13 protein-coding genes are annotated in these 15,409 nt (G+C 72.1%); 11 read left to right on the forward strand and 2 right to left on the reverse strand.

The features are described 5' to 3' along the window. Nucleotides 1-90 precede the first annotated feature (90 nt). The 10 genes from ACFYMU_RS29420 to ACFYMU_RS29465 all read left to right on the forward strand — a co-directional run bounded on the left by ACFYMU_RS29420 (nucleotide 91) and on the right by ACFYMU_RS29465 (nucleotide 8,658). On the forward strand, nucleotides 91-1,023 hold the full coding sequence (locus ACFYMU_RS29420; RefSeq protein WP_388379479.1) for a Rossmann-like and DUF2520 domain-containing protein: 933 nt from the start codon (nucleotides 91-93) through the stop codon (nucleotides 1,021-1,023). Continuing rightward, entirely contained in the window at nucleotides 1,020-2,060 is a 1,041-nt protein-coding gene (gene panC / locus ACFYMU_RS29425) for a pantoate--beta-alanine ligase (RefSeq protein WP_388379482.1), read from the forward strand. Before ACFYMU_RS29420 ends, panC begins: the two co-directional genes overlap by 4 nt. Further along, complete coding sequence (locus ACFYMU_RS29430; RefSeq protein WP_388379485.1) at nucleotides 2,057-3,817, forward strand: L-aspartate oxidase; 1,761 nt, start codon at nucleotides 2,057-2,059, stop codon at nucleotides 3,815-3,817. The genes panC and ACFYMU_RS29430 overlap by 4 nt, the downstream gene beginning before the upstream one ends. Further along, nucleotides 3,814-4,812, forward strand: coding sequence for a carboxylating nicotinate-nucleotide diphosphorylase (gene nadC, locus ACFYMU_RS29435; RefSeq protein WP_388379488.1), 999 nt, complete (start codon nucleotides 3,814-3,816; stop codon nucleotides 4,810-4,812). Before ACFYMU_RS29430 ends, nadC begins: the two co-directional genes overlap by 4 nt. A gap of 8 nt (nucleotides 4,813-4,820) precedes the next feature. Further along, nucleotides 4,821-5,618, forward strand: a complete 798-nt coding sequence (locus ACFYMU_RS29440) for a type III pantothenate kinase (RefSeq protein ID WP_388379491.1) — start codon at nucleotides 4,821-4,823, stop codon at nucleotides 5,616-5,618. A 139-nt stretch (nucleotides 5,619-5,757) separates the two neighbouring features. Continuing rightward, nucleotides 5,758-6,417: a hypothetical protein gene (locus ACFYMU_RS29445; protein WP_388379494.1), complete on the forward strand. Its 660-nt coding sequence runs from the start codon at nucleotides 5,758-5,760 to the stop codon at nucleotides 6,415-6,417. A gap of 180 nt (nucleotides 6,418-6,597) precedes the next feature. Then, on the forward strand, nucleotides 6,598-6,780 hold the full coding sequence (locus ACFYMU_RS29450; RefSeq protein ID WP_388379497.1) for a hypothetical protein: 183 nt from the start codon (nucleotides 6,598-6,600) through the stop codon (nucleotides 6,778-6,780). Nucleotides 6,781-6,971: 191 nt separating this feature from the next. Then, nucleotides 6,972-7,481 carry a BlaI/MecI/CopY family transcriptional regulator gene (locus ACFYMU_RS29455; RefSeq protein WP_388379500.1) on the forward strand — a complete coding sequence of 170 codons (510 nt, stop codon included), beginning with the start codon at nucleotides 6,972-6,974 and terminating at the stop codon, nucleotides 7,479-7,481. Between the two features lie 52 nt (nucleotides 7,482-7,533). Further along, a complete protein-coding gene (locus tag ACFYMU_RS29460) occupies nucleotides 7,534-8,067 on the forward strand; it encodes an amino-acid N-acetyltransferase (RefSeq protein WP_388379503.1) in 534 nt (177 codons plus the stop codon). A gap of 252 nt (nucleotides 8,068-8,319) precedes the next feature. Beyond that, nucleotides 8,320-8,658: an Lsr2 family protein gene (locus ACFYMU_RS29465; RefSeq protein ID WP_388379506.1), complete on the forward strand. Its 339-nt coding sequence runs from the start codon at nucleotides 8,320-8,322 to the stop codon at nucleotides 8,656-8,658. On the opposite strand, the gene ACFYMU_RS29470 is transcribed toward ACFYMU_RS29465, so the two are convergent. Continuing rightward, nucleotides 8,637-9,251 (reverse strand): SCO3374 family protein, encoded by a 615-nt coding sequence (locus tag ACFYMU_RS29470; RefSeq protein ID WP_388379509.1) that lies wholly within the window; start codon nucleotides 9,249-9,251, stop codon nucleotides 8,637-8,639. The genes ACFYMU_RS29465 and ACFYMU_RS29470 overlap by 22 nt on opposite strands. 431 nt (nucleotides 9,252-9,682) lie before the next feature. Between ACFYMU_RS29470 and ACFYMU_RS29475 the strand changes: the two genes are divergently transcribed. After that, a complete protein-coding gene (locus ACFYMU_RS29475; RefSeq protein ID WP_388379511.1) occupies nucleotides 9,683-12,208 on the forward strand; it encodes an ATP-dependent Clp protease ATP-binding subunit in 2,526 nt (841 codons plus the stop codon). Nucleotides 12,209-12,281: 73 nt separating this feature from the next. Here ACFYMU_RS29475 and ACFYMU_RS29480 read toward each other — a convergent pair whose 3' ends face one another. Further along, entirely contained in the window at nucleotides 12,282-15,395 is a 3,114-nt protein-coding gene (locus ACFYMU_RS29480; RefSeq protein ID WP_388379514.1) for an NACHT domain-containing protein, read from the reverse strand. Nucleotides 15,396-15,409 lie beyond the last annotated feature (14 nt).

Consider the following 15,409-nt stretch of genomic DNA (forward strand, 5'->3'; position numbering starts at 1 on the left):
ACAACGGGTCGGCCCGCGAACCGATCGCGTTAACATGACGAGAAATCGTCCGGTACCCAGAGCGGACTGGAACGGGAAGGCCACGGTCGAGTGAGTACAGTCCAACAGCCAGACGCCAAGGACCGCCCCGCGCGGCTCACCGTGGGCGTCGTCGGGGCCGGCCGGGTAGGGCCCGCCCTCGCCGCGTCCCTGCAACTGGCCGGACACCGCCCCGTCGCGGCGTCCGGGGTCTCCGACGCCTCCCGGCGGCGGGCCGCGCTGATGCTCCCGGACGTGCCCGTCGTCGCGCCCTCGGAGGTCCTGGAGCGCGCCGAGCTGGTCCTCCTGACCGTTCCCGACGACGCGCTGCCGGGCCTCGTCCAGGGGCTCGCCGAGACCGGTGCCGTGCGTCCCGGACAGCTCCTCGTGCACACCTCGGGGCGCTACGGCACGAAGGTGCTCGGTCCCGCCCTGCGCGCGGGGGCCCTGCCGCTCGCCCTGCACCCCGCGATGACCTTCACCGGGACCCCGGTGGACGTGCAGCGCCTGGCCGGGTGCTCCTTCGGGGTCACCGCGCCCGAGGAGCTGCGGCTGGCCGCCGAGGCCCTGGTGATCGAGATGGGCGGCGAGCCCGAGTGGATCGCCGAGGAGATGCGCCCGCTCTACCACGCGGCCCTCGCCCTCGGCGCCAACCACCTGGTCACCCTGGTCGCCGAGTCCATGGAGCTGCTGCGCACGGCGGGGATCGAGGCTCCCGACCGCATGCTCGGCCCGCTGCTCGGCGCCGCCCTCGACAATGCCCTTCGCTCCGGGGACGCCGCCCTGACCGGCCCCGTGGCGCGCGGGGACGCGGGCACGGTCGCCGCGCACGTCACCGAGCTGCGCAGGCACGCCCCGCAGACCGTTGCCGGCTATCTGGCGATGGCCCGCGCGACCGCCGACCGGGCCCTGGCCCACGGGCTGCTCAAGCCGGAGCTGGCCGAGGACCTCCTGGGGGTACTCGCAGGTGGCACCGATCTGCCGGAGAACGGGGAAGAACGATGAGCGGCCGCCCGGGCGGGCTGGTCCCCACCGCGGAGGACCTGCGGCATGCGCAGGACCGTCTCGCGGTGCCGGGACGCACCGCCGTCGTCATGACCATGGGAGCCCTGCACGAGGGCCACGCCACCCTGATCAGGGCGGCCCGCAGACACGTCGGCGCCCAGGGTTTCGTGATCACCACCGTCTTCGTGAACCCGCTGCAGTTCGGCCGGGGCGAGGACCTCGACCGCTATCCGCGCACCCTGGAGGCCGACCTGAAGGTCGCCGGCCAGGCCGGCGCGGACGTCGTGTTCGCCCCGTCCGCCGACGAGGTCTACCCGGGCGGCGAACCCCAGGTGCGGATCTCCGCGGGCCCCATGGGCGAGCGCCTCGAAGGGGCCTTCCGCCCCGGTCACTTCGACGGCATGCTCACCGTGGTCGGCAAGCTGCTGCACCTCACCCGCCCCGACGTGGCGCTGTTCGGGCAGAAGGACGCCCAGCAACTGGCCCTGATCCGCCGGATGGTGCACGACCTGAACTTCGCGGTGGAGGTCGTCGGCGTGCCCACCGTGCGCGAGGACGACGGTCTGGCCCTCTCCAGCCGCAACCGCTATCTGTCACCCGACGAACGGCACACCGCGCTCGCCCTCTCCCGCGCCCTGTTCGCGGGCCGCGACCGGCACGCCGCCCAGGAGGCCCTGCGCGCGCGTGCCCGCGAGGTGCCCTCCACCCACGCGCGCGCCGAGGCGCTCAGCGCCATAGGGGAGTCGCGCGCCGCCGCCGACGCGCACGCGGTCGCGCAGGCCGCCCCCGGTGGTCCCGCCGCCGTCCGCGCCGCCGCCCGTCTCGTCCTCGACGAGGCCGCCCACCTGGACCCTCCGCTGGCCCTGGACTACCTGGCCCTGGTCGATCCCGCCGACTTCACCGAGATCCCCGACGACTTCTCCGGCGAGGCGGTCCTGGCCGTCGCCGCCCGGGTGGGCACCACCCGGCTGATCGACAACATCCCCCTCTTCTTCGGAGCCCCCGAACCCGTCGACCCCTACGGAGCCGCCTCGTGACCAGCACAGGCATACGACTGCACGCGCCCGCCCCAGGGTGGTCCATCGCCGCGGACGTCGTGGTCGTCGGCTCCGGGGTGGCCGGTCTCACCGCGGCCCTGCGCTGCGAGGCCGCCGGCCTGAAGACGGCCGTGGTCACCAAGGCCCGCCTGGACGACGGCTCCACCCGGTGGGCGCAGGGCGGTATCGCGGCGGCCCTGGGAGAGGGCGACAGCCCCGCGCAGCACCTGGACGACACCCTGGTGGCGGGGGCCGGCCTGTGCGACGAGGAGGCCGTACGCATCCTGGTCACCGAGGGCCCCGACGCCGTGCGCCGGCTCATCTCCACCGGGGCGCAGTTCGACACCGACGACGAGGGCGGCATCGAGCTCACCCGCGAGGGCGGTCATCACCGCCGCCGCATCGCGCACGCCGGCGGCGACGCGACCGGCGCCGAGATCTCGCGGGCGCTCGTGGCGGCGGTACGCGCGCGTGGCGTGCGCACGATCGAGAACGCGCTGGTCCTGGACCTGCTCACGGACGCCGACGGCCGCACCGCGGGCGTCACCCTGCACGTCATGGGCGAGGGCCAGCACGACGGCGTGGGTGCCGTGCACGCGCCCGCCGTGGTCCTCGCCACCGGCGGCATGGGCCAGGTCTTCTCCGCGACCACCAACCCGTCGGTGTCCACCGGCGACGGCGTGGCCCTCGCCCTGCGCGCCGGTGCCGAGGTCAGCGACCTGGAGTTCGTGCAGTTCCACCCGACGGTGCTGTTCCTCGGCCCGGACGCCGAGGGCCAGCAGCCCCTGGTGTCCGAGGCGGTGCGCGGGGAGGGCGCCCACCTGGTGGACGGGGACGGCGTGCGCTTCATGGTCGGGCAGCACGAACTGGCCGAGCTGGCGCCCCGGGACGTCGTCGCCAAGGGCATCATGCGCCGCATGCAGGAGCAGGGCGCCGAGCACATGTTCCTGGACGCCCGCCACTTCGGCGCCGACATGTGGGAGCACCGCTTCCCCACGATCCTCGCCGCCTGCCGCGCCAACGGCATCGACCCGGTCACCGAGCCGATCCCGGTGGCCCCCGCCGCCCACTACGCCTCCGGGGGCGTGCGCACCGACTCCCACGGCCGGACCACCGTGCCGGGCCTGTACGCGTGCGGCGAGGTCGCCTGCACGGGCGTCCACGGGGCCAACCGGCTCGCCTCCAACTCCCTCCTGGAGGGCCTGGTCTACGCCGAGCGCATCGCCGCCGACATCGCGCACGGCCGGGCGGAGGGCGGTCTGCCCGCGCGCCCGCCCCGGCCCGTCCCGGACCCCGAGAGGCCCGAGCACCCGCTGCTCGCCCCCGAGGACCGGTTCACCATCCAGCGGATCATGGCGGACGGCGCCGGAGTCCTCCGGTCGGCGGCCTCGCTCCAGGAGGCGGCGGACCGCCTCCAGCGGCTGCACAGGGACGCCCGTGACGCGCTCGCCGAGAACGGCAAGACCTCCGAGCCCGGCGTCGACACCTGGGAGAGCACCAACCTGCTGTGCGTGGCCCGGGTGCTGGTGGCCGCCGCGCTGCTGCGCGAGGAGACCCGCGGCTGCCACTGGCGCGAGGACCACGCGGGGCGCGACGACACCGCCTGGCGCCGCCACATCGTCGTACGGCTGAATCCGGACCGGACGCTGGCCGTCCGCACCACCGACACCGCAGACTTCCCCCCTACCGTCCCCCACGACCCCGGCCCCGCCCGAGCGGGCCGGTCCCCCGTGCCCCAGCGTCCTCAGGAGCAGTGACAGACGTGACCACCCCCGACCTTCCCCTCGTCCCCGGCGGCGGCTGCGGCGACGGCTGTGCCTGTGGGGCCGAGGGCGCCTCCGACGAGTACGACGAGTACATGGAGTGCGGGCTCGATCCCGCGCTCGCCCAGCTCCTGGCCGACGCGGGGCTCGACCCGGTGGAGGTCGAGGACATCGCCAACGTCGCCGTCCAGGAGGACCTGGCCCACGGCGTGGACGTGACCACGGTCGCGACGATCCCCGAGGACGCGGTCGCGACCGGCGACTTCGTCGCGCGCGAGTCCGGCGTGGTGGCGGGCCTCAGGGTCGCCGAGGCGGTCGTCTCGGTGGTCTGCACGGACGAGTTCGAGGTCGAGCGCCACGTGGAGGACGGCGACCGGGTCGAGGCGGGCCAGAAGCTCCTGACCGTGACGACCCGCACCCGCGACCTGCTCACCGCGGAGCGCAGCGCGCTGAACCTCCTGTGCCGCCTGTCCGGCATCGCGACCGCCACGCGCGCGTGGGCCGACGTCCTGGAGGGCACCACGGCGCGGGTACGGGACACCCGCAAGACGACGCCGGGCCTGCGGTCCCTGGAGAAGTTCGCGGTCCGCTGCGGGGGCGGCGTCAACCACCGCATGTCCCTGTCGGACGCGGCGCTGGTGAAGGACAACCACGTCGTGTCGGCCGGCGGTGTGGCGCAGGCGTTCACCGCGGTCCGCGAGATGTTCCCGGACGTGCCGATCGAGGTCGAGGTGGACACCCTGCACCAGCTGCGCGAGGTGGTCGACGCGGGCGCGGACCTGATCCTGCTGGACAACTTCACGCCGGGCGAGTGCGAGGAGGCGGTGGCCGTCGTCGGCGGCCGCGCCCTCCTGGAGGCATCGGGCCGACTGACCCTCCAGAACGCGAAGGCGTACGCGGACACCGGCGTCGACTTCCTGGCGGTCGGGGCGCTGACGCACTCCTCGCCGATCCTGGACATCGGCCTGGACCTGCGAGCGGCGGAGTAGGTAGAGCCATGCTGCTGACCATCGACGTAGGCAACACGCACACCGTCCTCGGCCTGTTCGACGGCGAAGAGATCGTCGAGCACTGGCGCATCTCCACGGACGCGCGCCGCACGGCGGACGAGATGGCGGTGCTCCTTCAGGGCCTGATGGGCATGCATCCGCTGCTCGGCGAGGAACTGGGCGACGGCATCGACGGCATCTCCATCTGCTCGACGGTCCCCTCCGTCCTGCACGAGCTGCGCGAGGTCACCCGCCGCTACTACGGCGACGTCCCCGCGGTCCTGGTGGAGCCCGGCATCAAGACGGGCGTCCCCATCCTGATGGACAACCCGAAGGAGGTCGGCGCCGACCGCATCATCAACGCGGTGGCGGCGGTCGAGCTCTACGGGGGCCCCGCCATCGTCGTGGACTTCGGCACGGCGACGACCTTCGACGCGGTCTCGGCGCGCGGCGAGTACGCGGGCGGTGTGATCGCCCCCGGCATCGAGATCTCGGTTGAGGCCCTCGGTGTCCGCGGCGCCCAGCTCCGCAAGATCGAGCTGGCCCGTCCGCGCGCCGTGATCGGCAAGAACACGGTCGAGGCGATGCAGGCGGGCATCGTGTACGGCTTCGCGGGCCAGGTGGACGGAGTGGTCGGGCGCATGGCCCGCGAGCTGGCCGACGACCCGGACGACGTGACGGTCATCGCGACGGGCGGTCTTGCCCCGATGGTCCTGGGCGAGTCCACCGCGATCGACGAACACGAGCCGTGGCTGACCCTGATCGGTCTGCGGCTGGTCTACGAGCGCAACGCGTCGCGGATGTGACGGGCGTCCGCCGGCGCGGCCGGCGCCGGCCCGACACTCCAATGGCGAAAAGGCGCACGTCGCGTCCAGGTGAGGGAACCCGGAAGCGACACGACACCCTGGTATGCCGGTTTTGTCCGATTAGCGGTAGCGTCACCGCATGCCCACGCCACACGGATCCCGCGGCGGTCTGGCGTTCGGTGCGGAGGAGCTGCATGTGCTCCGCCGCGCCCTCGCCCTCGCCCTCCAGCCCCGTACCGCCTCCGCCGAGGACGTCCAGGACTGCCTCCGCCTAGCCGAGTCCGTCGACGAGGCGATGCGCGAGGGCGCCCGCCTGAGGGCCTTCCTGCTGTCCGACCTCGCCCGCTACCGGGCCGCGCTTCCCGGTGCCGCCAGCGGCTACCTGGCCCTCCTGGAGGACGCCCTGAGCGCCGGTCACCGCCCCACCGCGGACGACCTCACCGCGCTGCGCGGCCTGTGCGGCACCCCGGCCGCCGCCACCCTGCTCCACCGGTGCCGTGCCCTCGCCGCACGTGACGCGCGCCCTCGTCTCGTCTCCCGGGTGGCCGCGATCCCCGCCTCCCGGACCCGTCTCACGGCGCTGCCGGGCGGTCGTGCGGGTGCGGAGAACCCCACCGAGAAGCCGGCCCGCAAACCGGCCGCCAAGCCGGAGGGCGAGCCGCAGAAGCCCGCCCCCCGCCCTGAGCCGCAGAGCCCACGGCCCTCGCGCCCCATCCCGACCCCGGGCGAGGTCTTCCCGCCCAAGCGCAAACCGGGCCCTCCGGCCTCGCGCTCCCGGCAGCGGCTGGCCGCGGGCTGACCGAGCCGCCGCCCGGCCGCCGCGCCGCCGCACCCGCGGTACGCCCCGTACCTGCCGTGGGTGCCGGATCTGCCGTACGCGCCGTACGCGCCGTACGCGCCGTACACGCCCTACCCTCCTCCATCCGGTGAGGCCCACCCGACCGGGATCCGCCGGGCGGGCCCTGGCTACTCTGGACGCATGGACTACGTCTCCGCACTCCTGCCCCCGGTCGTCATGGCGGTGTTCTTCGTCGGGCTGATCAGGGTGATCGTGAAGACCCAGGGCGGCGCCAACAAGGCCAAGGAGGACGCGGTCGTCGACGCCGTCCTCGCCGGCCCGGAGGGTGCCGCCCGCCCGACCGCCAAGGACGCCGAGGGCTGACCTCGGGGCCGCCTCGCGCCGCCCGGCCGCACTCGACGGCGCCCCGACGCCCTGCCGTCCGCGGGTTCCCGTGTGCCGCCTCGCCGTACGATCGGTGAGCTTTTCGCGGCGTACGCCCTTTTTGTCGCTATTCGCCGCCCAAGGGCCTGTCTGTTGGGTTATCGGCTACATCTCGCACTATTCTGCTGGGTGTGCCTCGCCCATTGGGAGAACTCGAAGACGCGGTCATGACGCGGGTGTGGAAGTGGAACCGCCCGGTGACCGTTCGAGAAGTCCTCGAAGATCTTCAGCAGGAGCGGTCCATCGCGTACACGACGGTGATGACCGTCCTGGACAATCTCCACCAGAAGGGCTGGGTCCGCCGGGAGGCGGAAGGCCGGGCCTATCGATATGAGGCCGTCTCCACCCGCGCCGCCTACGCGGCCGCGCTGATGAACGAAGCCTGGTCGCAGAGCGACAACCCGGCCGCCGCGCTCGTCGCCTTCTTCGGGATGATGAGCGACGAACAGCGGCAGGCGCTGCAGGACGCCATGCGCGTCGTGCAAGGTCCCGAGAGCGGCCGGCGGCCCGGACGGGCCGAAACGGCGATCCTGCCCGGTGCCGAATCCCCCGAATCCTCCGCACCCCCTGATCGTCCGGGCGGGAACAGCGCCGAGAAGCCCGGGCCGAAGGCGGGGGGAGAAGCCCGCGGAGATGTCTGACGAGAAGAACCCCGCCTCGGCCGGGGGCGGCCCCGGGCGATAGCGTCCGCTCATGCCAGCAGAGAGCCCCGAAGCCACCGCAAAAGCCATCACAGTCCGACGGGCCAGGACGAGCGATGTCCCGGCGGTGCGCCGCCTCCTCGACGCCTACGTCCGGCGCGGCATCCTGCTCGACAAAGCGACGGTCACGCTTTACGAGGACATCCAGGAGTTCTGGGTGGCGGAACGTGACGACAACGGCGCTGTCATGGGCTGCGGTGCCCTGCACGTCATGTGGGAAGACCTGGCGGAAGTCCGCACTCTCGCGGTGGCGCCCGAGGCCAGGGGCCTCGGCGTCGGGCACCAGTTGCTGGAGAAGTTGCTGCAGACCGCCCGCTGGCTCGGTGTTCGCCGGGTTTTCTGCCTGACCTTCGAAGTGGACTTCTTCGGGAAGCACGGCTTCGTCGAGATCGGCGAGACGCCGGTGGACACCGATGTCTACGCCGAGCTGATGCGTTCCTATGACGAGGGCGTGGCGGAGTTCCTCGGTCTCGAACGAGTGAAACCGAACACCTTGGGCAACAGCCGGATGCTTCTGCATCTGTGATCGTCAAGGGATCGTCCGGGACTATTCGGCCGCGCTTCACACCGGAGACCGGTGCCCACGTTCCCTATGTCCGAAACGCGCATGTTTCTGGTCTCTCGGCCGCCCGTCAGTCTCTCCCGGGGGGTTTGTGTTTTTCCAGCAAAAGCGGTTTGCTTTCCGACGTACTGCAGTACTGCATATAACAGGGGACGCGAAACAAGCGGCACAGGCCGCGGACCCTCGGCCCTGAAGTTATGGATGAAAGGAAATCCGGTGGCACAGAAGGTTCAGGTCCTTCTTGTCGACGACCTCGACGGTGGCGAGGCGGACGAGACCGTGACGTTCGCGCTGGACGGCAAGACGTATGAGATCGATCTCACGACCGCGAACGCGGACAAGCTCCGTGGCCTTCTCGAGCCCTATGTGAAGGGCGGTCGTCGTACGGGAGGCCGTGCGGCCGGCGGTCGTGGCAAGGCCCGCGCCGCCGCTTCCGGAGGCGGCCAGGACACCGCGCAGATCCGCGCCTGGGCGAAGGAGAACGGTTACGAGGTCAACGACCGCGGCCGTGTCCCCGCGACCATCCGCGAGGCCTACGAGAAGGCGAACGGCTGAGCGGACGCGCGCCGCAGCCGGACGCGGTGGCACTGTGTTGCCATCGTGTCGACCAGCCGTACCAGATCGGGGGCGCCCCCACCGCCCCCCAAGGCCGACAGCGTCGGCAGCAGCGGTTCGACCTCGCACCCCGGCTCGGGGGGCCGCAGCCAGACGGCGGCCCCCTGCGAGACGGTCCGGCTCAGGGGAAGCGGCCGGAATCCCGGGGTGCCGGCCGGGCCGGGAGGCACCGTACCCCACCCCGGCGGCAGCGGCGCCTCGACGCACCCGCCCGCTCCGATCGCCGTGAGATCCAGGGGCACGCCGCCCCACTCCAGCCAGTCGAGCAGCCCCGGCAGCTCCTCCGCGCCGCCCGCGGCCACCAGCAGCCGCATGCGCCCGCCGCACAGCGCCACCGGGGAGCCGGGCCCCAGGTGCCGCAGGGCGGCCGAACCGGCCTCCGCGGGCACCTCCAGCACGTCGAAGCGCAGGCCCGTCGGCAGCCGCACCGGCTCTCCGGGCGCCGTCGCCCAGCCCAGCTCGTTCTCGTACCACCGGCGCATCGGGTCGCCGGGGACGGACGGCCGTCGGGGAAGGGGCACGGTGGGGACCATGCCAGGAGCAACAGCGGGGGCGGAGCGGAGGTTACGCTGTGTGGCGGAACAGTCGCATCGAGTGCCGGAAGCGGGGGCGTGCGGGGGGTGTTCGGCGGCGCAAGGATGTTCGCCCGTAGCGGAGGGAACCGGTGTGCACGGCATGGAGTGTCCGTGCGGACGGGTAAGACATCCCTAGTGGGAAGGGGCGTCGCGCGGGAAGGGCGGTCTCACGTTCGCCACGGGCGTACTGGCGAGTGGGGTATCTGCCTGGCCTGCGGGAACATCGTCTCGCACCATCGGGTTGGAGCAGATGTCGGCGTTCGGGGTCAGGAGGCCAAGGACGGTGTCGGCAGTTGGAATGAGCGGTCCCCGCTTGCGGGACTAAGCTGCGGAAGGACAGGGAGGGGAGCGTCCCCTTACTGCCTGACCGCTCTGAGGAGCGATTAACGATGTTCGAGAGGTTCACCGACCGCGCGCGGCGGGTTGTCGTCCTGGCTCAGGAAGAAGCCCGGATGCTCAACCACAACTACATCGGCACCGAGCACATCCTCCTGGGCCTGATCCACGAGGGTGAGGGTGTCGCCGCTAAGGCCCTGGAGAGCCTCGGGATTTCGCTCGAGGCGGTCCGCCAGCAGGTGGAGGAGATCATCGGCCAGGGCCAGCAGGCGCCCTCGGGTCACATCCCCTTCACCCCCCGTGCCAAGAAGGTCCTGGAGCTGTCGCTCCGCGAGGCCCTTCAGCTGGGCCACAACTACATCGGCACGGAGCACATCCTGCTCGGCCTGATCCGCGAGGGCGAGGGCGTCGCCGCCCAGGTCCTCGTCAAGCTGGGCGCAGACCTCAACCGTGTCCGCCAGCAGGTCATCCAGCTGCTGTCGGGCTACCAGGGCAAGGAGACCGCCACCGCGGGCGGCCCGGCCGAGGGCACGCCCTCGACCTCTCTCGTCCTGGACCAGTTCGGCCGGAACCTGACCCAGGCCGCTCGCGAGTCCAAGCTCGACCCGGTGATCGGGCGCGAGAAGGAGATCGAGCGGGTCATGCAGGTGCTGTCCCGCCGCACCAAGAACAACCCGGTCCTCATCGGCGAGCCCGGCGTCGGCAAGACGGCGGTCGTCGAGGGCCTGGCGCAGGCGATCGTCAAGGGCGAGGTGCCCGAGACCCTCAAGGACAAGCACCTCTACACGCTCGACCTGGGTGCGCTGGTCGCCGGCTCCCGCTACCGCGGTGACTTCGAGGAGCGCCTGAAGAAGGTGCTCAAGGAGATCCGCACCCGCGGCGACATCATCCTGTTCATCGACGAGCTGCACACGCTGGTCGGTGCGGGCGCCGCCGAGGGCGCCATCGACGCGGCCTCCATCCTGAAGCCGATGCTGGCCCGCGGCGAGCTGCAGACCATCGGCGCCACCACGCTCGACGAGTACCGCAAGCACCTGGAGAAGGACGCGGCCCTGGAGCGCCGCTTCCAGCCGATCCAGGTCGCGGAGCCGTCCCTGCCGCACACCATCGAGATCCTCAAGGGCCTGCGCGACCGCTACGAGGCGCACCACCGCGTCTCCATCACGGACGAGGCCCTGGTCCAGGCCGCCACCCTGGCCGACCGCTACATCTCCGACCGCTTCCTGCCGGACAAGGCGATCGACCTGATCGACGAGGCCGGCTCCCGGATGCGCATCCGCCGGATGACCGCGCCGCCGGACCTCCGCGAGTTCGACGAGAAGATCGCGGGCGTGCGCCGGGACAAGGAGTCCGCGATCGACTCCCAGGACTTCGAGAAGGCGGCGTCCCTCCGCGACAAGGAGAAGCAGCTGCTGGCCGCGAAGGCCAAGCGGGAGAAGGAGTGGAAGGCCGGCGACATGGACGTCGTCGCCGAGGTCGACGGCGATCTGATCGCCGAGGTCCTGGCCACGGCCACCGGCATCCCGGTCTTCAAGCTGACCGAGGAGGAGTCCAGCCGCCTGCTCCGCATGGAGGACGAGCTCCACAAGCGGGTCATCGGCCAGGTGGACGCCGTCAAGGCGCTCTCGAAGGCGATCCGCCGTACGCGCGCCGGCCTGAAGGACCCGAAGCGTCCGGGTGGCTCGTTCATCTTCGCCGGCCCGTCCGGTGTCGGTAAGACCGAGCTGTCCAAGGCGCTGGCGGAATTCCTGTTCGGCGACGAGGACGCGCTGATCTCCCTCGACATGTCGGAGTTCAGCGAGAAGCACACGGTGTCGCGTCTCTTCGGTTCCCCGCCCGGATACGTGGGCTACGAGGAGGGCGGCCAGCTGACGGAGAAGGTCCGCCGCAAGCCGTTCTCGGTCGTCCTCTTCGACGAGGTCGAGAAGGCCCACCCGGACATCTTCAACTCGCTGCTGCAGATCCTGGAGGACGGTCGTCTGACCGACTCCCAGGGCCGGGTCGTGGACTTCAAGAACACGGTCATCATCATGACGACCAACCTCGGCACCCGGGACATCTCCAAGGGATTCAACCTGGGCTTCGCCGCCGCGGGCGACACGAAGAGCAACTACGAGCGCATGAAGAACAAGGTCTCGGACGAGCTGAAGCAGCACTTCCGGCCCGAGTTCCTCAACCGTGTCGACGACGTGGTCGTCTTCCCGCAGCTGACGCAGGAGGACATCCTGCGGATCGTCGACCTGATGATCACCAAGGTGGACGAGCGCCTGAAGGACCGGGACATGGGCATCGAGCTCGCCCAGTCCGCGAAGGAGCTGCTGGCGAAGAAGGGCTACGACCCGGTGCTGGGCGCCCGGCCGCTGCGCCGCACGATCCAGCGCGAGATCGAGGACACGCTCTCCGAGAAGATCCTCTTCGGGGAGCTGCGTCCCGGCCACATCGTGGTCGTCGAGACGGAGGGCGAGGGCGACACCCAGACCTTCACCTTCCGCGGCGAGGAGAAGTCGGCGCTGCCCGACGTCCCGCCGATCGAGCAGGCGGCCGGCGGCGCCGGTCCGAACCTGAGCAAGGAGGCGTAGGCGCTCGGCGCTGAGCCTGTACGAAAGGGGCTGCCCCGGGACCTCGGTCCCGGGGCAGCCCCTTTCGCCGTGGTCACAGGACGCTGCTGGTCCGCTCGACGACGGGCGGGACCGGAAGGAGGGCGAGGACGTCCTCGGGCACGTCGGGCGCCTCCGGGGCCAGGTGAAGGGCCACCGTGCGCACTCCGGGGAAGAGCGTGGCCAGTTTCGTCAGGTCCTCCTGCCCGGTGAACTGGTTCAGGCGGAGGTGGGCGACACGGGGCAGGACGGGGCCGGCCTCCCAGCCGGTGGCGTACCAGTTGATCCGCAACTCCTCCAGCCCGGGCAGGCCCGTGATCTCCTCGAAGTCCTGCTGGGTGAGCTTTCGGGGAAGCGAGGCGAGACTCAGCTGCTTCACGGTGTGCAGGTGCCGCAGACCGCGTAGCCCGGTGAGCTGGAGCGCGTCCCTGGTGAATCGCAGGTAGGTCAGGGGCAGCCCGTCGGGGAGCGCCTCGTCCAGGGACTCGCCGTGCAGGCAGAAACCGATGTCGAGCCCGTCCAGGGTGGCCGAGGCACCGAGCGGGGCCAGCGCCCCGGGCCGTTCCAGGCCGCGCATCCGGTCCAGCGACAGCCAGGTGACCGGCAGCTCGGTGAGCGGTGTCAGGTCGCTCAGGTGCGGGGTGAGGCCGCTGAGGTCCAGACGGGTGAGCTTCTGCTGGTCCGACAGGAAACGCAGATCCTCCAGGGCGCGATTGTCGCGGATGACGAGTTCGCTCAGCCGGTCGGGCAGAAGCGCCGCGCGGAGGTCGGCCGGGGCGATGTCGCCGACGATCTGAAGCCGGGGCCGCCCGCCCAGCGCCCGCAGGGCACGGAGCTCGGCCGCCGACTGCGCCGTGAAGTAGAGATCCTCGGGCGGCAGGTGCGCGATCACCTCCTGCGCGTACCGCTCCGTGTCGAACCGGTGCCAGGTCCACGTCAGCTGCGCCCGCACGGGCAGCGCGCGATGCGAGCGGAAGCGCGCCAGCACGGGGACGGCGGCGTCCGTGCCGATCAGGGAGGCGGTGACGACGACCGCCCGGGCCTCGGCGTCCGTGAGCCCCTCCGGGCCGGGCAGCAGCTCCAGGACCAGGGGGCCGACCTCGGCGAGGGCCCTGGCCTGGTCGGTCCTGCGCGGCGGGATGAGCCCGGCCGCGGCCCGCTCGACAGCGGCCCGGACGCCGGGGTCGAGTTCGGTCGCGTGCTCCAGGCCGGCGAAGGCGAGCAGCCGGATGCGGGCGCCCTTCGTGGCGGAGGACCTGGCGGCGTGGAACTCCAGGCGCTCGAGGATCTCGGCGCGTTCGTGCGGGCGGGCGTGCGCGATGGCCATGCGGACGACGTCCGACCACTGTTCGTCGGCGGCGTTCGAGGTCAGCAGTCCGAAGTCGCCGCTCTCGACCGCGGCCTTGGCGCCCAGGTAGTCCTGGAACGTGCGGTGCACGAATTCGACGGTGCCCGCGGTGGGCTCGCGCAGCACCCCGCTGCGGACGAGAAGATGGCGCAGGATCGTCGGTGCGTCGCCCTGCGCGGCGGCCGCCGGAACGGACGGCAGGGCATCGGCGATGATCTGTTCGGCGCGCTCGCGGTCCATCTCCGACAGGTAGTTGCGGATCAGCCAGTAGGCGAGGCGCTGCAGCAGCTGGATCTGCGGGGGTTCCGCGAGACGGATCCCGTCCCGCGGCAGGTACATGTCGCGCTCCTGGTCCCGGCGCGAGAGGAGCATGGACAGGGCCGCCTCGTACAACCCCTGCCTCTCCTGCGGCAGATACCCCCGCCGGTCCCGGTGCAGGGCGCAGATCAGGCCGCACATCAGGGGGTTGGTGGCGAGGCGGCCGAGGTCCGGCTTGGTGGCCACGGCGTCCAGGAGCGAGCGTTCGTAGGCGTCGAGGCGCTCGGCGTCGGAGGCGTCGACGCGGGCGGCGGTGTGCCAGCGGCGGATGAACGCGGTGACGTCGTCGCGGTCCATGGGGGCGAGGGCGAATTCGGCGAACCCGTCCGGGGTGAGCCAGTCCGCGCGCACGGCGGAGGGGCGGGAGGTCACCAGCCACTGGTTGCCGGGGTAGACGTCGAGCAGGTCGCGCAGCCAGCGCCGGGTGCGTTCCCGCTCGCGCTCGGGTATCTCGTCGATGCCGTCGACGAGGAGGAGCGCACGGCCGGCGGTGAGGACGCGGTCGGCCCAGCCGGGCGGCTGGGTGGTGTGGAACGGGACGCGCACGGCGTCGAGGAATCCGTCGGGTGCCGGGAGGCCGCCGGGGCGGCGTACGAGGGTGCGCAGGGGCAGGACGAACGGGATCCGGTCGCCGCGCTGCCCGCGGGCCGCCGTCACCGCGAGCCACTGCACCAGCGTGGTCTTGCCGGAGCCGGCGACCCCGCGCAGCAGGACCCGGTCGTGGTCGGCGAGGGCCCCGTCGGCAGGGAGCGTCGTGGCGGCGGTGGCGATCCCCGTGCCGCTCTCCTCGCCGGGGCGCAGCGCCCGGAGGCTGAGGTAGGCGGCGTCGAGGGGCCAGCGGTCCGGGGAGTCGAAGAGGTCGATGCCGTAGATGGTCAGATGCCGGTGCCTGGTGGTGACGTGGGCGAGATAGCGCTGTTCGAAGGCGGGGTCGGTGCCCCCGGTCGGCGGGGTCCGGGCGATGAGCTCGTCGACCTTCGCGATGAGTTCGGCCTGCCGGCGGGTCTGTTCGACGAGGGTGCGGGGGACGAAGGCGGAGCGCTGGGTGAAGAAGTGCAGGATGTGCAGGCAGGCGATGCCGAGGATGCGCTCGTGGAACAGGCCGGCGTCGCGGGAGAGATGGCGGTCGGGGTCGCCGCTCGCGGCCCGCAGCCGCCGCGCGAGGGCCTCGTGACCCAGCTGCACGGCCTGCACATCGGTCATGTCCAGGTCGCCCAGGGCCCGCAGGGTGGTGGCGAGGGCGAGGACGACCGCAGGCGTCTCGTCCTCGGGCAGCGGGCGTTCCCCGTCCGCGGCGACGGCCCGTGCGACCAGGTCGGCCGCGAGCTTCGTGAGCTGCTTCTCGGTGAGGGCGCGCTGCTCGCCGCGGAAGGAGACGAACTCCGAGATGCGCACCGGCTTCTCGACGAGCCCGGCGCCGGGCCCGTCCGTGACGAAGAGCCGCCTCACGAGCGGGGCGGCCACGCTCGAGGCCACCTTGACGCCTATGACCGCTGGATCCATGTCGTCCCCCGAGG

Origin of the sequence: Streptomyces sp. NPDC007264, from assembly GCF_042869095.1 — a bacterium.
Lineage (GTDB): Bacteria > Actinomycetota > Actinomycetes > Streptomycetales > Streptomycetaceae > Streptomyces.

Coding starts and splice junctions, on each gene's coding strand:
- ACFYMU_RS29450 (WP_388379497.1), top strand. CDS start 6,598: ATGGACTACGTCTCCGCACTCCTGCCCCCGGTCGTCATGGCGGTGTTC.
- ACFYMU_RS29470 (WP_388379509.1), bottom strand. CDS start 9,251: ATGGTCCCCACCGTGCCCCTTCCCCGACGGCCGTCCGTCCCCGGCGAC.
- panC (WP_388379482.1), top strand. CDS start 1,020: ATGAGCGGCCGCCCGGGCGGGCTGGTCCCCACCGCGGAGGACCTGCGG.
- ACFYMU_RS29445 (WP_388379494.1), top strand. CDS start 5,758: ATGCCCACGCCACACGGATCCCGCGGCGGTCTGGCGTTCGGTGCGGAG.
- ACFYMU_RS29440 (WP_388379491.1), top strand. CDS start 4,821: ATGCTGCTGACCATCGACGTAGGCAACACGCACACCGTCCTCGGCCTG.
- ACFYMU_RS29480 (WP_388379514.1), bottom strand. CDS start 15,395: ATGGATCCAGCGGTCATAGGCGTCAAGGTGGCCTCGAGCGTGGCCGCC.
- ACFYMU_RS29460 (WP_388379503.1), top strand. CDS start 7,534: ATGCCAGCAGAGAGCCCCGAAGCCACCGCAAAAGCCATCACAGTCCGA.
- ACFYMU_RS29475 (WP_388379511.1), top strand. CDS start 9,683: ATGTTCGAGAGGTTCACCGACCGCGCGCGGCGGGTTGTCGTCCTGGCT.